Source organism: Weizmannia agrestimuris (genome assembly GCF_943193165.1).
Lineage (GTDB): Bacteria > Bacillota > Bacilli > Bacillales > Bacillaceae_C > Weizmannia > Weizmannia faecalis.
This window is the reverse complement of record NZ_CALPDC010000042.1, coordinates 1-23,953: the sequence shown is the minus strand read 5'-3', so window position 1 is coordinate 23,953 and position 23,953 is coordinate 1. Positions and strand designations below refer to the sequence as shown.

At 43.0% G+C, this 23,953-nt stretch carries 24 protein-coding genes; 11 read left to right on the top strand and 13 right to left on the bottom strand.

Annotation, left to right across the window (positions count from 1 at the left end):
• Window positions 1-208 precede the first annotated feature (208 nt).
• The 5 genes from NFR98_RS13005 (at window position 209) to NFR98_RS12985 (ending at window position 3,547) form a co-directional block, all read left to right on the top strand.
• Window positions 209-436: an uberolysin/carnocyclin family circular bacteriocin gene (locus tag NFR98_RS13005; RefSeq protein WP_017550351.1), complete on the top strand. Its 228-nt coding sequence runs from the start codon at window positions 209-211 to the stop codon at window positions 434-436.
• A 74-nt stretch (window positions 437-510) separates the two neighbouring features.
• The gene (locus NFR98_RS13000) at window positions 511-2,136 is read left to right on the top strand and encodes a hypothetical protein (protein ID WP_251460285.1); all 1,626 of its coding nucleotides are present in this window, start codon (window positions 511-513) and stop codon (window positions 2,134-2,136) included.
• A 45-nt stretch (window positions 2,137-2,181) separates the two neighbouring features.
• Window positions 2,182-2,700, top strand: coding sequence for a stage II sporulation protein M (locus NFR98_RS12995; RefSeq protein ID WP_017550353.1), 519 nt, complete (start codon window positions 2,182-2,184; stop codon window positions 2,698-2,700).
• Window positions 2,701-2,717: 17 nt separating this feature from the next.
• Window positions 2,718-3,383 carry an ATP-binding cassette domain-containing protein gene (locus NFR98_RS12990; RefSeq protein WP_013860792.1) on the top strand — a complete coding sequence of 222 codons (666 nt, stop codon included), beginning with the start codon at window positions 2,718-2,720 and terminating at the stop codon, window positions 3,381-3,383.
• A complete protein-coding gene (locus NFR98_RS12985) occupies window positions 3,380-3,547 on the top strand; it encodes a hypothetical protein (protein ID WP_013860793.1) in 168 nt (55 codons plus the stop codon). The genes NFR98_RS12990 and NFR98_RS12985 overlap by 4 nt, the downstream gene beginning before the upstream one ends.
• 390 nt (window positions 3,548-3,937) lie before the next feature.
• Here NFR98_RS12985 and NFR98_RS12980 read toward each other — a convergent pair whose 3' ends face one another.
• From NFR98_RS12980 to NFR98_RS12970, 3 genes are all read right to left on the bottom strand, one after another.
• Window positions 3,938-4,582 carry an ABC-2 transporter permease gene (locus NFR98_RS12980; RefSeq protein WP_035183181.1) on the bottom strand — a complete coding sequence of 215 codons (645 nt, stop codon included), beginning with the start codon at window positions 4,580-4,582 and terminating at the stop codon, window positions 3,938-3,940.
• Window positions 4,583-4,587: 5 nt separating this feature from the next.
• Window positions 4,588-5,262, bottom strand: coding sequence for an ATP-binding cassette domain-containing protein (locus NFR98_RS12975; protein ID WP_157660066.1), 675 nt, complete (start codon window positions 5,260-5,262; stop codon window positions 4,588-4,590).
• 351 nt (window positions 5,263-5,613) lie between these two features.
• Entirely contained in the window at window positions 5,614-6,807 is a 1,194-nt protein-coding gene (locus tag NFR98_RS12970; RefSeq protein WP_014096701.1) for an MFS transporter, read from the bottom strand.
• 365 nt (window positions 6,808-7,172) lie between these two features.
• Between NFR98_RS12970 and pdxK the strand changes: the two genes are divergently transcribed.
• The 3 genes from pdxK (at window position 7,173) to bshB2 (ending at window position 9,155) form a co-directional block, all read left to right on the top strand.
• Window positions 7,173-7,991: a pyridoxine/pyridoxal/pyridoxamine kinase gene (pdxK, locus tag NFR98_RS12965; RefSeq protein ID WP_014096700.1), complete on the top strand. Its 819-nt coding sequence runs from the start codon at window positions 7,173-7,175 to the stop codon at window positions 7,989-7,991.
• Between the two features lie 119 nt (window positions 7,992-8,110).
• Window positions 8,111-8,458, top strand: a complete 348-nt coding sequence (locus NFR98_RS12960; protein WP_013860797.1) for a YojF family protein — start codon at window positions 8,111-8,113, stop codon at window positions 8,456-8,458.
• A 13-nt stretch (window positions 8,459-8,471) separates the two neighbouring features.
• A complete protein-coding gene (gene bshB2, locus NFR98_RS12955; protein ID WP_014096699.1) occupies window positions 8,472-9,155 on the top strand; it encodes a bacillithiol biosynthesis deacetylase BshB2 in 684 nt (227 codons plus the stop codon).
• Between the two features lie 110 nt (window positions 9,156-9,265).
• On the opposite strand, the gene NFR98_RS12950 is transcribed toward bshB2, so the two are convergent.
• The 4 genes from NFR98_RS12950 to NFR98_RS12935 form a co-directional block, all read right to left on the bottom strand.
• On the bottom strand, window positions 9,266-10,132 hold the full coding sequence (locus tag NFR98_RS12950; protein ID WP_035183175.1) for a Cof-type HAD-IIB family hydrolase: 867 nt from the start codon (window positions 10,130-10,132) through the stop codon (window positions 9,266-9,268).
• A gap of 4 nt (window positions 10,133-10,136) precedes the next feature.
• Complete coding sequence (gene recQ / locus NFR98_RS12945; RefSeq protein ID WP_014096697.1) at window positions 10,137-12,311, bottom strand: DNA helicase RecQ; 2,175 nt, start codon at window positions 12,309-12,311, stop codon at window positions 10,137-10,139.
• A gap of 102 nt (window positions 12,312-12,413) precedes the next feature.
• Window positions 12,414-13,685, bottom strand: a complete 1,272-nt coding sequence (locus NFR98_RS12940; protein ID WP_014096696.1) for an alkaline phosphatase — start codon at window positions 13,683-13,685, stop codon at window positions 12,414-12,416.
• A 126-nt stretch (window positions 13,686-13,811) separates the two neighbouring features.
• Window positions 13,812-14,660: a MurR/RpiR family transcriptional regulator gene (locus NFR98_RS12935; RefSeq protein ID WP_014096695.1), complete on the bottom strand. Its 849-nt coding sequence runs from the start codon at window positions 14,658-14,660 to the stop codon at window positions 13,812-13,814.
• A gap of 255 nt (window positions 14,661-14,915) precedes the next feature.
• Between NFR98_RS12935 and NFR98_RS12930 the strand changes: the two genes are divergently transcribed.
• Complete coding sequence (locus tag NFR98_RS12930) at window positions 14,916-15,782, top strand: alpha/beta hydrolase (protein ID WP_035183167.1); 867 nt, start codon at window positions 14,916-14,918, stop codon at window positions 15,780-15,782.
• A gap of 871 nt (window positions 15,783-16,653) precedes the next feature.
• Here NFR98_RS12930 and NFR98_RS12925 read toward each other — a convergent pair.
• From NFR98_RS12925 to NFR98_RS12905, 5 genes are all read right to left on the bottom strand, one after another.
• A complete protein-coding gene (locus NFR98_RS12925; RefSeq protein ID WP_164931355.1) occupies window positions 16,654-16,830 on the bottom strand; it encodes an SE1832 family protein in 177 nt (58 codons plus the stop codon).
• 76 nt (window positions 16,831-16,906) lie between these two features.
• Window positions 16,907-17,386 carry a Cys-tRNA(Pro) deacylase gene (gene ybaK, locus NFR98_RS12920; RefSeq protein ID WP_035183165.1) on the bottom strand — a complete coding sequence of 160 codons (480 nt, stop codon included), beginning with the start codon at window positions 17,384-17,386 and terminating at the stop codon, window positions 16,907-16,909.
• A 107-nt stretch (window positions 17,387-17,493) separates the two neighbouring features.
• Entirely contained in the window at window positions 17,494-17,640 is a 147-nt protein-coding gene (locus tag NFR98_RS12915) for a hypothetical protein (protein WP_164931356.1), read from the bottom strand.
• Window positions 17,641-17,709: 69 nt separating this feature from the next.
• Window positions 17,710-18,393 carry an LrgB family protein gene (locus NFR98_RS12910; protein ID WP_026684575.1) on the bottom strand — a complete coding sequence of 228 codons (684 nt, stop codon included), beginning with the start codon at window positions 18,391-18,393 and terminating at the stop codon, window positions 17,710-17,712.
• A complete protein-coding gene (locus NFR98_RS12905) occupies window positions 18,383-18,760 on the bottom strand; it encodes a CidA/LrgA family protein (RefSeq protein WP_035183163.1) in 378 nt (125 codons plus the stop codon). The genes NFR98_RS12910 and NFR98_RS12905 overlap by 11 nt, the downstream gene beginning before the upstream one ends.
• A gap of 102 nt (window positions 18,761-18,862) precedes the next feature.
• Between NFR98_RS12905 and NFR98_RS12900 the strand changes: the two genes are divergently transcribed.
• Entirely contained in the window at window positions 18,863-19,804 is a 942-nt protein-coding gene (locus tag NFR98_RS12900) for a LysR family transcriptional regulator (RefSeq protein ID WP_014096689.1), read from the top strand.
• A 148-nt stretch (window positions 19,805-19,952) separates the two neighbouring features.
• On the opposite strand, the gene asnB is transcribed toward NFR98_RS12900, so the two are convergent.
• Window positions 19,953-21,800, bottom strand: coding sequence for an asparagine synthase (glutamine-hydrolyzing) (gene asnB / locus NFR98_RS12895; protein WP_014096688.1), 1,848 nt, complete (start codon window positions 21,798-21,800; stop codon window positions 19,953-19,955).
• Between the two features lie 353 nt (window positions 21,801-22,153).
• Between asnB and NFR98_RS12890 the strand changes: the two genes are divergently transcribed.
• Window positions 22,154-23,167, top strand: coding sequence for a DUF1646 family protein (locus NFR98_RS12890; RefSeq protein ID WP_014096687.1), 1,014 nt, complete (start codon window positions 22,154-22,156; stop codon window positions 23,165-23,167).
• The last annotated feature ends 786 nt before the right edge of the window (window positions 23,168-23,953 follow it).

Below are 23,953 nucleotides of genomic sequence, written 5' to 3'. Positions count from 1 at the left end.
GAATGGAAAGCCAAACAACCGAAATCGTCTGACCAATCCAACAAAGCGACAGACATTTATTCGGGTTAATTACTCTATCCCGACTGAGAGGAATTTACACACAAAAAAAGACTTGACCCTTCGGGTTAAATTAAAATAATAAAAATATTAAATTTTAAAAATGTAACTAATCCCGAGGGTCTACTTTTAAAAGGGAGGTGAATATAATATGGGATTATTCCACGTTGCATCTAAGTTTCATGTTTCTGCAGGAATAGCATCTGGTGTTGTTACAGCTGTATTGCATGCTGGTACTATAGCATCTATAATAGGAGCCGTCACAGTAGTTATGTCAGGTGGCGTTGATGCAATCCTCGATATGGGATGGACAGCGTTTATTGCAGAAGTAAAACATTTAGCTAAGGAATATGGCAAAAAAAGAGCTATTGCTTGGTAAAAACTGGAACAGCCAGGATCTACAGTCCTGGCTGTTAAAAAACATTTATTGATTTTTATTGTGGAGTGATGTTTATGGGGATTTTTAGGCTTGTTATGCTATATATCATAAATACATACTCAACCCGAGGTTTTTTAATAAAAAAGGTACTGAAAATAAAGAGCACTAAAAAATACATTCTATTGAGTTTTTTGTTTGAAATCTTTATATCTGTATTTTTAATTTCTATTTTTAACAGGATCTTTTTACCGGACCATAAAAATATTCTTATTGGAGTGGCTCTGATTCTGACTGTTGGCGACCAAGTGAAAGCTGTTATGACAACAAGAAAAATGTTAGATGAAAGGTACTTGGTCTATCATTTTAGCAGGTATCTCGGGAAGAATAACAATTTAATGAAAAAGGTTATACTGCTCGACTGGATGGTTAGCATGGTGCAAAGTTTAACCAAAATCGTGCCGTTTGGGGTGTTTTTTTATTTACACAGGATGGGAACGAAGTACATATTGATTGTGATTTTGTTCGAACTGCTCCTGTTTTGTATTCATTTACTTGGAAAATCGTTATCTTATCATAAAGGTTTCCGTATTGTACTAAACCTGACAACAAAAGCTTTGTTATGCTGCTTCGTTTATACCGTTGCTTCCATCTTCATGCAAATCATTTATGAATCAAGACGTAACATATCTACTTATGGATATAAATTAAAAGCCATCACAAATTTAAATAATCAAGCAAAAGAAATACTTCTAAGCTCAAATTTGTTTATCATTTTTAAAAATGCAGCCTTGTTTGTTAGCCATATGCATATTCTCACGGCTACTTTAACCGTGGTATTGCTATTCATCATTAGTATTATCATTTTTGCTTTCTCAAAAGATACGAAGGAAGTTTATTATCAAACGCCCTTCTTTGGTTTTTTATATAAAACATTGAATAAGGAGCACTATTATACCTATGCTGACTACTATTCTTTAAAAGCAAACTCAAAAGAATTACTGAACAATCCTTTTGACCTGTTTATCACGGGAGAACTTTCTGTCAGTACAGGAATTTCATTGGCCTCGGCACCTTATATTCATAATATCATCGTTACCCTTATTTTTATGTTTTTTCAGCTCCACATCATTCTGAAGGGAGCGATAAGCACTACAAGCTTTATCTACAAAAAAATTTTTAAGCTTGAACAAGAATGTTCTATGATGGAAATTTTTAAAATATATGAGTTAAAAAAGAATGGTATTCTATTCTCAAAATATGAATTATTAAAAAGAACGATCAATATATATTTATTTTGTCATTTGTTTTTGTTCTTTATTGCAACTTTGTTTATTTCGTTTCAACAAAGTCTATCTTTTTTGATTTTAATTCCATTTTTTTATGCAATAAAAAACGAATATGTTTTATACTCACTTAGAACCAATTATGACGTTTTTGTTTTATTACTTAGCAAAAGTAATCCTCCCAAAATTAACAGGCTGAATGAATTCGATGGATTCTCTTTAATTGCTACAGCGAATAATGTATTATCTAAGCTTGTAACCCAATTTACAATATTAGGGTTGATCATAATAGCGATGTTCAAATTTATCTCGGGGATTTATTGGCTCTGCCCCTTCTTGGCTATCGCCTTTACTCTTTTTGGACAAGTAGTTTACAGCAACAAGGATTACAAAAAAATCAAACAGTCCTGTCAATAGGTTTATTAAAACAAAAAATAACTAAACACGGGGATTTAAGAATTTATGAAAAATATAATTACCACATATAAAAAATACTTTTTTGTTTCTTTAGCCGTTTATTGTATTAGTTTTATAACCGGAGCATTCTTATCAAAATTTTTAAGTTTCAAGTATACCGAAAATGAGCAAAGATTTGTTGACCTGTTTCTTCATAATTATACATTGGGGCTTAAAATCATGGTATTAGGTTGGATTAGTTTGGGTGTAATTAGTATAATATATTTGGGGTATAATGGGGTTTTTTTAGGTGCTTTCTCATTTGCAATTATAAGAAACCATGGGCTCAAACCTGTATTAACCGGAATAATCCCACATGGGATTATAGAAGTAATTGCATTTTTGCTTTTTGCAACAATTGGCTTTGAAAGCCTGCGTTGCATTAACATTTTAAAATTGAATTCTAAAAGTGAACAAGAGTTAAGATATAAAGTTGAAATTATAAAGTTAGTATCGATTTTTCTTTTCGCAACCATTTTATTGGTAATTGCTGCATGGATTGAAGCGGACATATCACATGTATGAACGGAAGTGAAATAGATATGGAAAGGATATCAATAAAGCATTTAACTTATGGTTATGAAAATCAACCCAGGTTATTTAATAACGTAAATATCGAGATAGATCAAAACAGTATTGTAAGATTATATGGAAAAAACGGTTCAGGAAAGACTACTTTGCTGAAAATCATTGCAAATATTATAGACGATCCTCATCTGTCTTATGAGTTGCGGTTTTTTGGTGAAAAGCTAAGTTTTGCAGACATTCGCAAGCGTAGAGTATTTGTTGGAGACTCTCCTGTATTTTATGAAGAATTAACAATGGAACAAAATATTCAATTTTACAATTTGTTATTTCATTACGGCCCTGTATTCAGCAAACAAGTATATGAATACTGTAAAAAGTTTGATGTTGATGCCTATAAGAATGAGCAAGTGAAAAATTTGTCATTAGGGACCCGGCAAAAAATCTTTTTATCCATTAACTTATCGATCCCTTCAGAATTGGTCTTATTGGATGAGCCGTTTAATTCCTTGGACACTTCCAGTAGAAAAGTTTTATCTGACATCATCACACAAAGTAAGCAAAAAACGTTTGTTATTGTGTCACATGAAAAGGAAGCAAGCCTGTCTTTCACACATGAATTAAATAGCGAAAATTGGCAGTTAAAAAGTTTAAATAACACGGATGGGGGTGTGGGAGAATGAAATCCGCCATGTTCACGCTGGTACTAATCGCCATTTTTGTTTTTGTCTATATTAAAAAAACGGGGATTTCAAATATATCTATTCCAAAGTTATTGTTTATACCGGCGATTTTTATCGCAGCCTATTTTATAGACAAAAAGTTGCAACAGAAATTACGAAAATAAGCATTCATACCAGCAATTTCCTGGGCCAGTTGCCAGATTAAACATAGGTAAAACAACGATGGGAATGCACTTTTAGAAGAAGCTGGTCCGGAATTGCGCAAATTCATCGTTGCGGAACGCGACGTGAAGCAGGAGCAGTTTCCTCCCATAAACTAAAAACGCCGCACAAGATTGTTTCTTTTCACAAAGGGCATTGAAAAAAAACACCCATTTTGTAAAAGAAGGATACGTATGCCCTTTTTGAAGAAAAATGCCCTTTTTATTTTTATTGAATTTGAAAACCTGGAAGGAAAGCCAAAAATACGGGATCATTCATTTTCCAGCGCCTCGATTAAGGGTAATTTTTAATTCAATAATAACATTTATGGAATCCTCATTTTTATCATTTTTTCAGTTATAAAAGCGCTTTTTGCATATAATGACGGAGACTATATAAGAAATACCAGCAGTTAATAAAACACAAAGCACAAAATAAAAACCTAATTTTAGGTTAGAAGATTGATGAAAAAAATTTGAAATCTTTAAGGCTGAATGATTAACTTTGGAGAGTATAAAAGCAATCAAAATTATCAATATGACAGCAATAGTTAATCCGTTTTGATTGAACAAGTATATAAATGGAATTAAAATAAGCATATACATTAAAGAAATACACAGGGTTAAAAGCCCTATAAATAAGTAAGATTTTAAAGGCAAATTTTTATAAAAGACATATATAATTAAATTAACTAAAAAAGAAAAAATGCTTGAGATAAGACATAACGAAACACCCGTTAAATAACGTGCAAATACTATCCTATTGAAAGATACACCTGTTGTATTTAGAAAGTCTAAAAAGCCGGATTTATTATCATCATTAAATAGTGACTGAATACTATTTAGAAAAAGCATAGTTATAAATATTGAAATTACAGCACTGTCTTGGCGTAGAAATATTATTGCCAAAATTAAGGCCGCTACAAATAATATTACGAACTTTAATTTAAACCAGTGTTTTCCCAATAATAATATATCTTTTAAATATCCCCCTATCATATTGATCACCTCCTTGCTATTATATTCTTCAATTCCGATTCCAACTCATTTGTATTACTTATATCGGAAACATCTTTTTCTAGTAGCATAGAACCTTTATGTAAAAATATAACCTTATCTGCAATTTTAATAATATCGTCAAGTAGGTGTGTGCTCATAATTGCAATAGATGAGGTTGTCTTTACATATTCCTTTATAATGGTTAACACAGTATCCCTCATTAAAGGGTCTAATCCACCAGTAACTTCATCAAGTAATAATAATTTTGGATGGTGGGATAGAGTAACAGCAATACCCATTTTGGTTTTCATTCCCTTCGAAAAATATTTAATGCTTTGAGTTTCGGGTATTTCAAATTTATCTAGATAATCCTTAAATTTTTTTGAATCCCATGATTTAAATATATATGGCATAAATAAATTAATATTTTTCGCAGATAATTCCTCGGGAAAATGATTAGTGTCAAATTGAAAACCAATTTCATTCTTGGGAGGAACCAAAAGTTCTCCTGAATCCAAAGAAATTGTTTGAGAAATAATCCTTAAAAGTGTTGTTTTCCCAGCTCCATTTTCACCAATAATTCCTACTATATTTTTAGGAAATGCTGAAAAACTAATATTATTTACATGAAATTTACCGATTTTTTTAGATACAGATTCTAACTTGATTGGATTTGTCATATTCATTTTTTTCACGCTTTCCCTATTTAATAAAATAAGTTAGTGATATTGCAATTAGTACATAGGAAAGAATGTGTGATGTATTACTATTCCCTGTAAAAATAAATGAGCATATAGTTGCAATGAAAACTAAAAAAACGATAACCCTTAAGATGATTGCCATATTGAAGTTGGACTCCTTTTTCTACAGTCTATTCGAAACAAGCAATGTAAGTGTTATAAGCTTAACGGCTGAAAAAGCGATGCCAAAGTACATTAACCCAACAAGTAAGCTTATTAAATTTAGACACAACTAATCCTAAAATATATCCATAGATGGATTCTTTTTTTCTTGTTAACGTACTTGGTGAATTATTTTGTTAAAGTATGATCGATCTCCTGTGACAATGCAATCCGCTTATTATATTTCGAATGAATAGAATATATGATTGTATAGCCAATGCCGATGATCAAATTTAAAATTGCAAAAACAATGAACAGCATAGATATGCTTAAATTATATAAATATCCCCCCACTGGACCTCCAACCGAGTCACCTACCAATACAGAAGATTGAACGATTCCCAAATAAAGGGTTAATTCTTCCGCAGGAAACATGGTATACTCCATTATTTCCCTCACTATTTGAAATCCTGTTATGAGGATCGCAAATAAAAAAACGGGAATGATGATCATATGACGCAAATCCATTACGCCAGTAAAAGTAAAGATAATAAAGATTACCAATTCTATTATTAAAAAGAAAATATTTGGCCGCTGATTCATTTTCTTATTGCGAAAGAACAAACTGCTAAGCATTTGAACAACAGAAACAATTGTCATCAGCGTACTGACAAATGATATATTAAATTGGCCTACTTCCTTTAATATTATGGGCAAATAAGGTTGCACTAAGCCAAGATTCATTCCGATAAGGATTCCTAAAGTATATACAAGAATTGCTATCTTTTTGTTTGATGGCAACACTGTTTTATTTCTTGTCTTTTTAATAATGTGATCATCCGGATAATCACGGATGAAAAAAACACCAAATAAAAGAATCGGAGCCATGATCAACAAACTAATATAAGATGCACTGCTCTCTCCTAAAAAATATAAGGCCTGCCCACTGAGAAATGTAGTGGAGATCATAGCAATTTGAGAAATAATGGCCTTTGATGATATTAATTTTGAACTTATTTCCGGATGATCAGCTATCAGTGCAGCGATCCAGGTTCGGGTAATTAATAAGACCGTTGCTGCCCCAATCCCTGATACGGCGCCGGAAATTATCGGAATAAAAAACGGCTGGGGAAAGATCCTGAGCAACATGCCTGCCATATAAAGCGGAATAAAAATAAATATCCCTTTTTTAATACTTAACTGATTTACTTTCTTTCCTAATAGAAAACTAAATGAACCTGCTACCGCCATGGCGGAATAAGATAAAGAAAAATTAAATACGCTATCGTTCTTTTCAAACCAAAGTATCTGGATATACTTGGATACCCCCATACTAAAGTAAAAAGTAAACAAGAAAATGGTTAACGTTTTAAATTTGTACATTACGAAACCTCTAATTTTTAAAGAATAAATAGAAGGCACGAACAATTTTGAAATTAATCAAATAAAATATTGTTTTCACAAGACATGGTTCTTTATCATGAAATTCTTATTTTTCTCAAGTTAAAATATAGTACAGATGATTAAATAAGTCAATATTTACTTTCTATTTTAAATATTACAATACCTTCTTTTGAAAGCCGGTCATTCTAAAGTTCGGTTCGCGGCCCTGCTGTGTGACTGGCAGATCATCCCCTGTTCATCAAGCATTCGGCCGCTTGATGCACGTCCCCGGGATTTGTATTTTTCATGGCAGTATTATATTCTAAAATAGTGTAAAGCTTATTTTTAAAGGAGATGGGTGCGTGATGGGTTTAAAGAAAACTTTTACGCTGGCTGGTTCTGATTCGAGCGGCGGCGCAGGCCTTCAGGCGGACTTGAAAACATTCCAGGAACTCGGGGTTTACGGCATGTCCGCGATTACTTCCATCGTTGCGATGGATCCAAAAAACGGTTGGCATCATAATGTTTTCCCGATTGATGTCAATATTGTCGAACCGCAGCTTGAGACCATCCTTTCTGTCGGAATTGACGCGATGAAAACCGGTATGCTCGGTTCAGTGGACATTATTGAACTGGCCGCCCGTAAAATAGATGAATACCATCTCGACAAAGTGGTCATTGACCCGGTTATGGTATGTAAAGGCGAAGATGAGGTATTGCAGCCGGAAAATACGGATGCAATGCGCGAGCTTTTGCTTCCGCGGGCAACGATTACAACGCCGAACTTGTTTGAAGCCTGGCAGCTGGCCCAAACCGGCCCGATTAAAACCGTTGAGGACATGAAAGAAGCAGCGGTCAAAATTCATGAACTGGGCGCGAAAAATGTTGTCATAAAAGGCGGCAGAGGGTTGGATACGGATCAGGCCATCGACTTGTTCTATGATGGGGAAGACTTTGAAATTCTCGAATCGAAGAAAATCAAAACAACGTATAACCACGGTGCGGGCTGCACATTTGCCGCTGCCATCACGGCCGAACTGGCAAAGGGCAACACCGTGTCTGGCGCAGTGAAAGTGGCAAAAGAATTTGTCCATATGGCGATTGAACACGGCTTTAAGCTGAACGAATATGTCGGCCCTGTGATGCACGGCGCATATACCCGTTTCTCGCATACCAACTCTTAAGTCAAACCGGGCCCTGCCGGAACATTCCGCCGGGGACCCGGTTTTTAATTTTTCCTTAAAGTGCTGCCGGTTGGTATAATGGAAAGAAACAGGAGCGGACGGCCAAAAGGAGGAAGAAAATGGAACCGATACAAAAACAAACAGCCCAAAAATGGCTGGACGAACTTGCCGGAAAACCGGTGTATATCCATTTGGAAACAACCAATGGCGCCTATGCCTCCCATGTCAATGAGTCATTTTTCTCTGCAGGCGCCTATATCCGCAATGCGCAAGTATCCTATGAACACGGAAAAATTGTTGGGGACGGCCCTTACCGGATCGGCTTGAAAATGAAAATTGGCTGGATTTATGCAGAAGGCCTGACCCACTTTGAAAAAGATGAATTCGACCGCTTGCTTTTTGCCGGCCATGGTTATGACGGGAAGTTGGCTGTTGCCCTCGAATTGAGCATGACACCATTTGAGTGAGGAGATGAGAAAAATGGAAAAAGAGCGCCATGTTCTGGTGATTTTCCCGCATCCCGATGACGAGGCTTTCGGTGTATCCGGCACGATCGCAACCCATGTGAAAAACGGCACGCCGGTCACTTATGCCTGCCTGACGCTTGGGGAAATGGCGCGAAATCTCGGCTATCCCCCTTTTGCCACAAGAGAATCGCTGCCGCATATCCGGAAAAAAGAACTGCAAAAGGCGGCCGAGATTATGGGGATTCAGGATTTACGCATGATGGGGTTGCGCGATAAAACTGTAGAATTTGAAGACGATGAGAAGATGGTCAAAATGGTACTTGACCTCGTCCATGAGCTGAATCCGTCACTTGTCATTACCTTTTACCCAGGCTACTCTGTCCATCCTGACCACGAAGCAACCGGAAGAGCCGTTGTCCGCGCGCTCCGCCGAATTCCTGAAAACAAACGCCCGAAACTCCACTGCGTTGCTTTTTCCAAAAACCATGAAGCGGAGATCGGAAAGCCGGATGTCCGCAATGATGTAAGCGGCGCAGCTGAGCAAAAAATCGGCGCAATGAAAGCCCACCTATCCCAGACCGGCTGGATGATGGCAGAGCGGGAAGAAAAACTGAAGCAAAAAGACCCAGAAACTCTGGAATGGCTCCATTATGAATACTTCTGGACGTATGACTGGGAAAACGACCGGGTCCGATAAGGGTAATTAACCCATAAAGGCGCCAATCGTTGAGTCGTGCAAGGAACTCTGCCTGCCAGACCCCCTGCCCTCGGTTTATCAAATATAAACCGGGGCGGGGGCAATGGGTTCTAACCCATTTCAAGCATTCTGTAAATCGCTTTTGCCACGCCGTCTTCATCATTTCTTTTCGTCCGGTAGCGGCAAATTTCCAATACTTCATTTTCGGCATTTCCCATCGCAAACGGATAGCCCACCCTTTCGAGCATGGAAATATCATTTAAGTTGTCCCCGATAGCCATCGTTTTCTCCATTGAGAGCCCGTGTTTTTCCGTGTATTCCTTGAGCGCAATCCCTTTTTGCGCCGACACATGGTTGATTTCAATATTACGGAATCCTGATGAAGTCACTTTAATATCGGGAAAATCTTTTTCAAGGTGCTTGCCGATTTGTCGGAGCCTTTGTTCATCTTCATTGAAGGCCAATATTTTGTAAAACAAAATGGACGGATCGTGAAAAATATCCTTTGTATCTCGAATATTATGGACGTATCTCCGGATGCCGCGCTGCTCAATATAGTTCCGCACTTCTTCCACCGGCACTTCGGGGTTTGCGGTATGGAACAAATTGACCAGCATATCCATGTTTTCCTCGTAATCTTCCGTATAGGTACCTTTATTGGTAAAAAATTCATAATAAATGCCGAGTTGGTCGAAAACATCGGCCACCTGGGAAGCTGTCAGGGGATCCAGCCCGCTTGTTTTGAGTAATTTTCCCTTTTCATCCCGCACTTCGGCCCCGTTCAGCCCGATTACCGTACAGTCAATGCCGACAGGATCGAGCACAAGCCGCGCTTCTTCATAAGACCGGCCTGTTGTCACGACAAAGTGAATCCCTTTTTTCTGCGCCAGTTTAATCGCTTCGGCATTTGCCGGGCTGACTTCCTGCCTTGAGTTGAGCAAAGTGCCATCCATATCGGATGCGATACATTCAATCATGATGTCAATCCCCTCCAGATATATATGATGCTGGTTTTTCTTGTTCCGCATGATGCTTCCTTTCCTGTAAGAAGGCCCGGATCATAAAATAACTGACCTCATCCGGCAACAATTCCTTTATCGGCGTTAGCCGCCCGGAACCTGCCCGGTTTATGGCATCCGCGATTCGCTCCCGGTACCTTTCGGGAATAAAGCGGCTCCATTCTACCGGAAATCCCTCGTCTGAACATTTGATCACATGCGTTTCAATCGTTCTTTCCGACATGCCGCGGATTTCCGCGATTTCACGGATCGTTTTTCCTTCTTGCAACAGGCGGTATGTCACATGATGGCTTTTTTCTTTCCCGTCTTCATGCACCTTTTTTGTATGCGGCAATGCTTTCGGCTGCGCTTGTGCTTGTATCCCTTCTTCTTCCATGTAAGTCCGGATCACGCGCATAAACAGCTCGGCGTACTGTTCCACCTTTCTTTCCCCAACCCCTTTCACCTGCAGGAACGCTTCCCTGGTTATAGGCATTCTGGCACTCATTTCCCTTAGCGACTGGTCGGAAAAGACAATATAAGGCGGTATTTTTTCACGGTCAGCAATCTCTTTGCGAAGTGTCCGCAGTTTTTCGAATAAAAGGTTATCGGATGCAATTTGCTGCGCCCTGACACTTTCTTTCCGGAAAACCTGTTTTTTTGAAAGCAGGACTTCCACTGCCTTTTTGGTCAGCATAAGCACCGGGTATGTACCGTCTTTGGCACGCAAAAAACCGTCAGCTGTCAGAAAATCAATCAGTTCTGCCACTTCTTTTTGCGTTTTGTCTTTCATAATGCCAAAAGTGGACAGCTTGTCAAAACCGAATTGCCTGATTTTCTGGTCGTTTGATCCGGCCAGTACTTTTGCAATCATCGTTTTACCGAACCGTTCCTGCATCCTTTTGACACAGGAAAAAACCATTTGCGCTTCTTTTGTCACGTCTGTTTTTGCGCGGGTATCCAGGCAGTTGCCGCATTTACCACATGGCTGTGTCTCTTTCTCGCCGAAATAATGCAAAATGAACTGCTGAAAACAGCCTTCCGTATGGCAGTAGTCCAGCATTTTTCGTAACTTGGCATACTCGCCCGGTTTTCTGTCTTCATTTGCTGACTGCTCGATTAAAAAAGTTTGCGTATGGATATCTTGGGGGGCAAACAGCAAAATACAGTCGCTTTCCTCCCCGTCGCGCCCGGCCCGTCCTGCTTCCTGGTAATACGCCTCCATATTTTTCGGCAAATTATAATGGATGACAAACCGCACATTGCTTTTATCAATCCCCATTCCGAACGCGGAAGTGGCGACCATGACGGAAATATCATCGTATAAAAACCGGTCCTGAAAGCTGTCGCGCTCCGCTTCTTTCATCCCTGCATGATATTTTCCCGCACGAATGCCATTTTTAACAAGAAAATTGTAAATGCGTTCGGTCTCTTTTCTCGTTGCCGTGTAAAGTATCCCGGACTGGTTTGCATTTTTCAGGATGTAGTCCAGTACAAAGGCATCGCGGTTCTGGCCTTTCACCACCTGAAAATGCAGGTTCTCACGGGCAAAACCTGTCGCCACCGTGTTTTCTTCCGGAATCATAAGCAGCCGGCAAATGTCTTCCTTTACCTGCGGCGTTGCGGTAGCGGTTAAAGCAAGCGTCACCGGCTTTGGCTTGAATTGGGAAATCAATTTTTCGATTAAACGGTAGCTTGGGCGGAAGTCGTGACCCCATTGTGAGATACAATGCGCTTCATCAACAGCAATAAGGGAGACATTGATGTTTTCGAGAAGATGTAAAAAAGGAGAAAATTCGAGCCGTTCCGGTGCGAGATAGATTAATTTGTATGCGCCTGTTGATGCAGCCGCAAGCCGCTCATCGATTTCTGCCGGATTCAGGGAGCTGTTCACATATGTTGCCGGTATCCCGATGTTTTCCAGTGTATCCACCTGGTCTTTCATCAAGGAAATCAGCGGCGAAATGACAAGCGTGACCCCTGGTAAAAGCATGGCCGGCACCTGGTAGCAAACCGACTTTCCCCCGCCGGTCGGCATCATGCCCAATGTATCCTTGCCATCCATGATCTGGCTGATAATGGCTTCCTGCCCGCGGCGAAAATGGTCATAGCCATAATATTGTTTTAAAACCTGTCTGGCTTTATCCATTGCTGCCACAAGGCTCCCATCCTTTCCGCAAAATTTGCCTCTATTATAACAGATTTTGCCGGGGCGGTATACGAAGAAAACCACTCCGGCAGTTGTCCGGCCCGCTATATATTATTTTTTCAACCCCATCGCTCTCAGCAACGCATCATGAATATATGTGTTTTCATAAGTACCTTCAAACAACGATGCGCCGCTTCCTGTCGCCGTAAGCGGAATGTCGGCTGCCGTATGGCCAGAAGTTGTCCAGTCCACGACAAATTGCTCGCTGGAACCCGCCACCTGGAACGGTCCGTCTTCTTTTGAAATGCCGTCCCCGGATTCATCGCTGTGCTCGACGTTTTCAACCGTCATGCCGCCGCAGTCATGGTCGGCCAGGACAAGCACAAGTGTATCCGGGTGCTTTTTCGCATAATCTTTTGCCGCTTTAACGGCATTATCCAGTTGCCGGCCCGCCTTGATCAGCTGGGAGGCATTATTTTCATGGGCCATTTCATCGATCGCTTCTTCTTCAACCATCAGGAAAAAGCCTTTTTTATTTTTTGACAGCGTGCTGATTGCTTTTTCCGTCATTTGCGGAAGCGAAACAACCGGGTCATACTGGTCGCCATGGCCCTCCTCTCGCTGTTCAAACATTTCTTCATTGGCAAAAAGGCCTAAAAGCTTATTCCCGCCTGCCTTTTTCAACCCGGAAGCATTTGTCACATACTGGTAACCGAGCCGTTTCGCTTTGCTGACAAGATTTCCTTCCGTGCCTTTGCTTGCTTCGGAAGGATCTTTTGCCGGATGGTCTTCATAAGCGCCCTGTGAGCCTTTCGGGTACCAGTAATCTTCCCCGCCGCCGAGCAGCACGTCCACTTTGCTGTTTTCCAAGTATTGCTTTGCAATTTTGCTCTGTTCGGAACGGTTTTTGACATGGGCACCGAAAGCGGCAGGCGTTGCATCTGTGATTTGACTTGTTGTGACCAATCCTGTTGCTTTGCCGGCTTGCTTTGCTTCTTCAAGAACGGTCTTTTTGCTTACTTTATTGGCATCAACACCGATTGCCCCGTTATACGTTTTGACGCCTGATGCCATAGCGGTCGCAGCTGCAGCCGAATCGGTCACCACGGAGGTGGAGCTTGTATGTACAACCCCCGTATACGGCATTTTGTTCATTTCAAGGTCCCCGCTCAGGCCGGTTGAAGCAAGGCGGATCGCATCCCGCTGCGCAGCCCCCATACCATCCCCGACAAACAGAATCACGTTCTTCGTCTTCGCGGAAGTTGCGTGACCGGTGTGTTGCGAAGGCTTGTAAGCTTTTGCATTTGCAATCCCGGATATCCCCAATACCGCCACTGCAGACAAGGCAATTGCCGCTTTCATCATACGGTTCTTTTTACCCAATGTTCTTCCTCCCCTTTTTCGTTTTGTGCTTACGCCTCTTATTGTAAAAAAGGATTTTGAAGGAAGTATGTTGGATTTGTAAAAGAAAGATATAAATCTTGTGTAGGGGCTTTTACAAAATTCCCGTTATCTTCGCAGCCTGAGGTATTCGTTTCTCGTTTCATTGTAATACTTCAAAATGTCTTCCCCCTTGCGCTGAAAAACACTTAAATAGAGCGCGTCAATGATATTCAGCTGCGCCATTCTCGAAGACGTCGTTCCGATCCGGAAATCTTCCTCGGTTATCGGCGTGCAAAGCCTGATATCCGCTTCTTTGTACAGCGGGGATTTCTCCATATTCGTGATGGCAATCACTTTTGCCCCTTTCCTTTTCGCAAAATCAGCGAGTTCGAGCACATCCTTCGTCCGCCCGGAAACGCTGAGCGCCACAAACACATCCATCTTATTCATGTAAGGGATTAGGGAGATTAGATAATGATAATCTTGGGAAAAAATGGACTGGCACCCCAGCCTTGTAAATTTATAGCATGCATCGACAGCGGCAGTTACCGACCCGCCGACACCAAAAAACACCACTTTTCTAGCATTTTCAAGCACGTTGGCGGCTTTTTCCAGTTCTCTCCTGTCAAGGGAAGAAACACACGATTCTATCGCCTTCTTATTCCCATACGTAACTTTTTGGAATAAATCATAAGGAGAATCTTTTTGTTGCAAAATTGAAAAGTCTGTCATATGACTTTCGGTTAAAGTTAAATTTTTCACAAGCTCCAGCTTAAACGTCTTAAAGCTCGCAATGCCGATCGTTTTGCAAAACCGGACAACGCTCGACTCGCTTACACCGGTTTTTTCCGATAAATCCTTTGTGGTCATTGTCGGAACCATTTCGGGATGTTCCAAAATATATGTGCCAATTTTCTTCTCTGTGCCCGTAAAGTGATGCATTTCCTTTTGAATTCGTTCAAGTATTGAATCCACAACTTTTCCTCCATTTATAACCATCATTGGTATACGCGAGGCAACAGGCGTTTTCCCGCCTTTACGCCTGCCTATTCACCAGTAAAGAAAACAGCGCTTTCCAACATCATAGAATGAAACTTTTTCTCCGTCAATGGCATCGGAAAAATTCTGTTACAACCGCTTTCTCCCTATTCCCTTTCGCTACTTTGTATGATAAAATAAACATCATTTCGCAGGAAAGTTACACCATGACTTCCATCAAGGGGTGTTAGCATGCCATATATCCAGCGTCGGAATGCGATTCTGGCCATGATTTGTTTGTTTCTTATGCTCAGCCTTTCAACTGTATGGTTTTCCTATCGTACGGACAAAAGCAATGCCGCTGCGGCCCCGCCGGCACAAAAACCCGTTCCGACTGTGTTCGTACACGGCTATAAAGGAACGGCCCGATCGTTTAATGGGATGCTCGGTCGGCTGGAAAAAAGCGGAACCGCTGAAAAAGCAATGGTGATTCGCGTTACAAAAGACGGGATGATTGTGGTCAATGGGGAAATTTCCAACCGGGCCCGGCATCCGATGATCCAGGTCATTTTTTCCGATAACCGTGCAAGTTTCCGGCAAACGGCCGGCTGGCTTGAAAAAACCATGCACATTCTTTATACGAAATACGATGTGAAAGAAGCCAATCTCGTCGGGCATTCGATGGGCGGTTTGATTTGCACAAAATATATTGAAGACACTTCCGGCAGGCGGCAATATCCGGACATTCAAAAGCTTGTCACGATTGGCAGCCCTTATGAAGGCGTGCTGACTCGTGTTTTTAAGCAAAATCCGAATAATACCGGCGATGCGGCGCGCGACCTGCTTCCGGGTTCCGTTGCGCTCAAAGCTTTGTATGCCAACAAAAGCCGGTTCAACCCGCATATTCAGGTGCTTGCCATTGCAGGCGTTGTGAATAAGCCGGCATCGGGGGATTCCCTTGTATCCCTGGACAGCGCGCTCTTCAGCAGGTTCATCGTGCCGAAAAAGCAGTACACGTCTAAAATTGTTTACGGCAAAAACGCGCAACACAGCAGCCTTCATGAGAATAAGCGCGTGGACCGGCTTGTCGCGGACTTTCTTTGGCATGCAAAAAAATAGAAAAAACGGCGAAACCTGCGTAAAAGCAGCAACCGCCGCTTTTTTATTTAGTCCGAAGAAACCGCTTTCTATTTGCTGCCGGAACTGGTTCTTCAAGTTTGATTAGGGCTTGCTGAATAAGCAAAATTTCTAGATTTGGCAAGGATGTTCACGGCTTTTGCTTAAATTGAATGCAAGGGTTTATAAAAAATACAGGGAAAAGCTTGCACTTGAAACGCACCCTATGTGAAGGAAGACCTTCATTTTTCCGTGCTTCCTAACGTAGACAGCCTCTATGTGAAGAAAGGCCGTCAATTTTTTGTTCTTCCTTAACATAGACACGCCCTAGGTTAAGGAAGGCCTTCATTTTTCTGCGCTTCCTTAACGTAGACGCCCTCTATGTGAAGAAAGGCCTTCGTTTTTTCGTGTTTCCTTAACGTAGACAGCCTCTATGTAAAGGAACAACGTCATTTTTTCACGCTTCCTTAACTTAGACGCGACCTATGTGAAGAAAAGCCTTCAATTTTCCGCGCTTCCTTAACGTAGACGGGCTCTATGTGAAGGAAGACCTTCATTTTTTCGTGCTTCCTTAGCGTAGACGCGCCCTATGTGAAGAAAGACCGTCCATTTTCCTCGCTTCCTTCACATAGGGATTGCTGAGAATAAGCAAAATTCCTAGACTTGGCAAAAATTTAAGCTTGCACTTGAAAGCTGACTCAAAGTATAGAGCAGACATAATCGCATTTCCAAAGATGGATTCTTCTATATTTTTAGACAAATCTTGTTGACAAATTGGGTACAAACTCAGAGTCGGATTCGTTCAGCAAGTCCTTATTAAAGTTGAAGCGATCCGGTGAAAAAGCAATCTGCCCCGTCTTTGCAAGCAAAAGAATTAAAAGCGGTCCAATTGCTGGTACAGTTTCTTTAATGCCTGTTCAATCTCCGCGAGCTGCTTTTCAAGCGGGTGAAGGTTGCCCTTTACATACTCCAATTTCTCCAAATCTTGCTGTAGGCGAACATAATCCGCTTTCAAATCGGCAATTTGGTACTCTACATCCCGTTTATCCATGTTCCTCACCCCCTTAAAGAAAATGATGGAACACGTCACACATTTGAAAAGTCTCATGTCCCTGGCATGCATCCTTTTAATGCGTTAAATCAGCATAGTTTGCGTCGGCGGCTTTTAAAAGATCACCAGGCGCCAAAACAATTTGCGTGCCGATCCGCCCGGCGCTTACGATCACCTCATCAAGCGTTGCTGCGCTCTCATCGACAAATGTCACATAGTGCTTCTTCATGCCGATCGGGGAACAGCCGCCGCGAATATAGCCGGTATATTTTTGGATATCTTTCACATGGACCATTTCGATCTTTTTCTCGCCCGCTGCTTTTGCGGCTTTTTTCAGGTCGAGTTCTGCCGCAACCGGGATGACAAACACATAAAGTTCGCCGCTGTGCCCCTGCGTGACCAGCGTTTTATAAACAGCTTCGGGCGGTTTTCCAATTTTTTCCGCAACGGAGATGCCGTCGATTTTCCCGTCCTTCACCTCATACGACAGCATGCCGTACGGGATTTGCTGCGCATCAAGCAGCCGCATCGCGTTTGTTTTTGTTGTTTTTGCCAAATTCACCACTTCCTCCAGAGGCCTGTTACTATAAGTGTACCGGTTTCGAGGCGGATTTTCCATCAAAACAAAAAAGCCGGCCTGCATGGGGCGAGGCCAGCTTTCCTTTATTTACGCACACCTTTTTTCTTTTTCTGGTCGATTTCATCTTTTCTGCCCGTGGAGAATTCCACGAGTTCTTCTGCAATCTCATTTCCAAGCTTGGCATTTTTATTCCGCTCAGCATTCTGGTTTCCGTATTTCTGCCTGCCCATTTGCACGCTCCTTTCCTTTTTTACAGCTATATTTTGCATTGAAAAAGGAAGAATATGCGGCGTTTTAGATTAATGAATGATATGGGATACCATCCACGGCGTAACAAAAATGGAAATAGCCGCAACGATAATCATGCTGACGCTGGAAATGGCGCCTGACCGGGCACTGAGTTCGAATGCTTTAGAAGTGCCGATCCCGTTCGCATGCGTTCCAAGCAGGATGCCGTGGGCAATTTCGTTTTTAATGCGCAAATGCTTGATCAGCCACGGCGCCATCACAGAGCCGATAATGGCGTTCAAAATCACAAAGACAGCCGTAACAGACGGCACGCCGCCGATTTTTTCAGATACGCCCATTGCAATCGGGGTTGTGATCGTAAACGGGATGATACTGTGCTCCAGGCTTTTGCTGAAATGAAAAAGCGTAGCGATGGCCGAGGAAAGGAATACTGCCATCAGCCATCCCGCCCCGATGCCGATTAAAATTTCAACCGCATATTGGCGGACGATTTTAAAATGGCGGTAAAGCGGCACAGCAAAAGCAACAATGGCCGGCTGCAGCAAATCCGTTAAAACAGAGGTGCCTTTCTGGTAGTCCCGGTACGGTATATCTTCCCCGAGTAAAAAGGCGCCTAATAATACCGGCGTGACAAGTAGCGGGGAAACAAAGATTTTTTTGTATTTCCCGTACAGTTTTTTGAAAATCCAGTAACTTCCAACCGTTAACAGCAGGCACACGATTTTAACGATCACGCATTCTCACGCTCCTTCGATTTGCAATTTTGTCCGCAAGCCATCCCGAACAGGCCATCGCGGCAATCAGGCTTATCAGGATCACAACCAAGATTTCCGGGCCGTTATGGACAAGCAGGTTTCTATACTTCACCATGCCGACTGCTGACGGGATAAAAAACAACAGCAGCTCCGCCATCAGGAAATTGGCCCCGATTTCAATCCAGCCCATTTTGACGATGCCGAATTGCAGCAGGAGAAAGAGGGCAATCATTGCCAGCATGCTGCCCGGCAGCGGGATGTGCAACAGTTTTGCAGCTGCGCCCATGACTTCAGCGAACAGATACAAACCGACAATCTGTAACATTCCGATCAGGACTTTTTTCAATATTTTCACCTTCTAAAACTAGTTTACCGCGCCGGCGATAATAGGTAAAATGAATATATAGAATGGTAAAAATGCCTTTTATCTATACAAGGAGGGTTCCAGTTGGATATCCAGCATCTCCAGTACTTTGTTTCCGTTGCCACTCACGGCAGCTTCACGAAAGCCGCCCGGGAATGTTATGTATCGCAGCCGACAATCAGCAAAATGATAAAAAGCTTTGAAGAAGAACTCGGCGTCCCCTTGTTTAACCGCGCCGGGAAAAAAATCGTCCTCACCGATGCCGGACAGGCCGTTTTTCAGCAGGCGCAAAAAACGCTGAAAGCTTTTCGGCAGCTGACAGATGCGATCAATGATGTGGCCGGCCTGAAAAAAGGAAAAATCCGGATCGGGCTGCCGCCAATGATCGGGTCGCGCTATTTTCCCCGGGTCATTGATGAATTTCATCATGCCTACCCGGATATTAAAATCCAGCTCGTGGAAGATGTTACAAGAAAAGTGGTCCGTGATGTGGAAAATGGGACATTGGATCTCGGCGCCGTCGTGATGCCGGTTGATGATGAGGTGTTCGGGCATTTTTCGTTTGTCCATGACCGGCTTGTGCTGCTTGTGCACCCGTCCCACCGGTTTGCAGGCTGCTCAAGCGTCCGGCTGAAACAGCTGAAAGAGGAGGAATTCATTTTTTTCCATAGAGATTTTGCCCTTCACGACCAGATTATAAAGGAATGTTTGAAGCTTGGGTTTATGCCGAACATTATATACGAAAGCACCCAGTGGGACCTCATCTGTGAATTGGTAGCGTCCAATCTCGGCGTTGCCCTGCTGCCAAGTACAATATGCCATGCGTTTAACCCGGAACGCGTCAAAATCATTCATCTGGAAGAACCTGTCCTCCCGTGGAATCTGGCAATCATCTGGCCGAAACACCAATACCTTTCTTTTGCGGTAAAAGAGTGGATCCGGTTTACAAAGCATTTATTCGGCCGCGGGATCCCGCCTGCCGTGCCGCAACCGGAAGAAGCCATGAAAAAAGAAAGTGAAAAATAGGGGCGCGGGTTCAAAAAAGGGGCGAGTTTTGAGGCACTGCGAAATGCTTCTGAAATGCAGGTAAAAGGTGTCTCCATAATAGCCGTAGTGATGTTTGAGACAATGCGAATGCGTCTGAAATCCAAAAAAACCGGCTTGAGGCAGCCGGCTAAGCTTTAATGTCAATCCTGTATGTTTCAAACCAGTAATGGATCTGGGCGAGGTAGGCAAGCAGCTGCGGGCCCGTCATCAGCTGTCCGAACCACGGTGTCCGGAATGCTTTCCCGTCTGTCTCCATCAACTCCATTAATTGATCGCGATGCAAAAATTCATACAAAATGGAATCTTTCTGTTCCAAAACTTCACCGAGCCACCGCTTCACTGCTGCCGTGTAAGCCGGATGGTGCGTCTTCGGATACGGGCTTTTTTTCCGGTATAAAATCTCTTCCGGCAAAATGCCTTCCAGCGCTTTCCGCAAAATGCCCTTTTCCCTGCCGCCGTACATCTTCATCTCCCACGGTATATTCCAGACGTACTCCACAATCCGGTGATCGGCAAACGGTACGCGCACCTCGAGGCTCGCCCCCATGCTCATCCGGTCTTTCCGGTCAAGGAGCGTTGTCATAAACCAAAGCATATTGATGTAAAACAGCTGGCGACGCTTTTTTTCCAAATCGGTTTCGCCATCTAAAAGCGGCGTTTCCGCAACAGACGCTTCATATTTCGACATCACGTAATCTTTTAACTGCAATTTTTCCTGCCAGCCTTCTTTTAACAGGCCGATCCGTTCATCGAGGGACCGCATCCATGGGAAGCCTTCTCGGTTCAAATCATCTTCGCGCCGGAACCACGGATACCCGCCGAAAATTTCATCCGCGCACTCACCCGAAAGGCTGACGGTAAAATCCTTTTTGATCTCGCGGCAAAACCAGAGCAGCGATGAGTCAACATCCGCCATTCCCGGCACATCCCGGGCGAGAACAGCCGCTTTTAAAGATTCGGCCAGTTCTTCCTGCGTGATCACGCAATGATGGTGGACTGTATCAAATGCTTCTGACATCTTGCGGATAAATACCCCGTCAGCATCCGGCTGAAAATCATTCGCTTTGAAATAGCGGTCGTTCCCTTCGTAATCAATGGAAAAAGTATGCAGCCGCCCTTTTCCTTCCCTTTGAAAATGGCCTGCAGCAATGGCGGTAATGGCGCTTGAATCGACGCCGCCGGATAAAAACGTGCAAACCGGGACATCCGAGACAAGCTGACGGACAATCGCATCCTGAATGAGCAAACGGATCGTTTCCGCCGTTTCCTCTGCTGCCTCCGTATGCGGCGCGCTTTTCACGTTCCAGTACCGCCACACTTTTAATCCGTTACGATCCATCTTCAGCGCATGTGCCGGGCGCAGTTCCGCCATGCCGCGAAATATTCCCGTCCCCGGTGTTCTCGACGGCCCGAGCCCCCATATTTCGGCAAGCCCTGCCTCATCCACTTCCGCTTTCACATCCGGGTGGGCGAGCATCGCTTTTACTTCCGAGCCGAACAAAAGCCCGCTTCCGTGTGCTTTGTAAAAAAACGGTTTTACCCCGAGGCGGTCGCGTGCCGCAAATACCTGTTCCTTGTTCCCGTCCCAGACCACAAACGCAAAAATGCCGTTCAGGCGGTCCACACATGCCTCTTTCCACTCGATATAAGCGGTTAAAAGCACTTCCGTATCCGAGTGGCCCTGATAAGTATAGCCTTTTTTCAAAAGCTCCGCGCGCAAATCTTCCGTATTGTACAATTCGCCGTTATAGCAAATTGTATACATCTTTCCGTCCTTTTGCCGCGTCATCGGCTGCACACCGCATAAAGGGTCAACAACGACGAGCCGTTTATGGCCGAATGCCGCATGTGGCGAAAGCCAGTAATTCGTATCATCCGGTCCCCGTTTGGTCAACGTCTCTGTCATTTTTTTGACTGTTTCCAGTTCACTCCGCAAGTCTTTTTGAAAATCGACCCATCCGGTTATTCCGCACATTCCGGCTCACCCCTCCTGAATTTCTCTACTTCCTGCAGCCCATAAAAGCCGCTTTGCCGTGCCATTTTTCTTACCGGCTGTATTAGTATATAGGCGTATGCCCGGAAATGTGCATGGCCCGTATGTGTAAAATTTTACGCGAAGGCGTAGCGGGGTGGAAAAAACAGGAGACCATGGTGTGAAACGAAGTGAAAATGTCTTTTATGGTAAAATAAAACTATATAAAATGGACAAAATATTGCCGCTCTATTGCCTGCCGCAAAAAAGTAGTTCTCATGCAAATGGATGCTTGGGCTTGATGTAAAAACTTAAGTTCATTTTATATAAGTTTTTTTACAGAAAGGGTTGGGCCGATGATTTCTGCTTTGATCATCATCCTGGCGCTCGTCTTGTTATTGCCTTTTTTTGTGCCGTTTGTCGAGCGCAATTTGGAAATATTTTTGTTTATCATGGGATGGGCTGCGGCCATTGCCGGCGGTGTCCTAGACAAGCCTCTGTTGAGAAAGGCTTTGGAAGACCCGGTTAACATCACCATTGCCGTATTTGTAGCCGGCCTGTTGTTCCGCTGGCTGGAGCGGCCGCTTGAAAAAGTAATTTCCGCCATTAACCGGGGGATACCGTTTCCGCTTCTGGCTGCCTTGACGGTAATCATTCTCGGGTTGCTTTCGAGTGTCATCACGGCCATTATTGCCGCTTTAATTTTAGTCGTGATTGTCAGCGTGCTGCGGCTTGACCGGAAATCGGAAACACAGCTCGTCGTCTACTCCTGCTTTTCCATCGGGCTCGGCGCCGCACTGACGCCGATCGGCGAACCGCTCTCCACCCTTGCGATCAGCAAGCTGGGGGAGGACTTTTTCTATTTGCTTCGCCTGATCGGGCCGGAAGTCATTTCGGCAGTTGTGATTTTCGGCATTCTGGCTGCCATTGTGATCAAACCCGAACAGTCGGCGATCGGGCTGAAAACGGCGCATAAACGAGAGTCGTATGTGGAAATTGCGGGGCGGACAGTGAAAATTTACTTGTTTGTGATGGGGCTGACCTTGCTCGGCGCTGGGTTTGAACCGCTCATTAACCGCTTCCTGCTCGATTTGAGCCCGTTTATTTTGTACTGGATCAATATGATTTCAGCCGTGCTGGACAATGCGACACTGGCAGCAGCAGAAATCAGCCCGAAAATGGCGGACAAAACGGTACAGGCCATTTTGCTCGGACTGCTGATCAGCGGAGGCATGCTTGTACCCGGCAATATCCCGAATATAATCTCCGCCGGAAAACTCCGCATCACAAGCCGGGAATGGGCCCGGTTCGGCCTCCCAATCGGTCTCGCCGCCATGGCCGTTTATTTTGTCGTGATTTTGTTTGTATAAGAGGGTTGAAGACAGGTTTACAAAAGTATAGGGATGGCTCCCGCTTTGTTCTTTTTCTGTTATGGAAGACAAATTGCGCGGCGGGCTATCCCTTTTTTCTTTATCTCTGTTGTGAAAGACATTTCGGGAGACGGGGATTCTCTTTTTGTCTTTCATCCCCGTTATGAAGGACATTTGGGGCGCCGGCGATTCTCCTTTTGTCCTTCATCCCCGTTATAAGGACATTTGGCTTGGCGGAGCTTTTCCGTGTGTCCTTCATTCCCGTAGTGAAAGATATTTTCCGCAGCGGGATTCTTCTCTGTGTCCTTCGCCCCTATTGTGAAAGACAGGTTGCATGGCGGTATCCTCATCGCCATTGTGAAGGACAATGCTGGTTCCCTCCACAAATTCTATACAAAATGAAAGCTCCAGTACAGAAGACATATTACTATAATAACTCCGAAAATAAGAGCGCCAATATAAGGAATCATTTTTAACTTTCCAGGCTCTTTTCTAATAAAAGAAACAATACTTGCTAAGAAGCTAATACCCCAAGCAAACCAACCCCAATGGTGAAAACGAGTATAATATTTTATATCTTGGCCTGTTAAAAATAGGGTAATAGCAATTATAAAAAGAATAAGCCCAAGGATAAACATAAAAAAGGAAACTTTAACCTGAATTATTCACAGAAATTCAGAAACTTATTATAACTTATGGATTACCAAGTCTTTTCGGCTTTATTGTAATTCATTAAAAAAATGAAAAAAGAATCCATTTCTGTTAAAGTTAAAGTAACCAAAACAA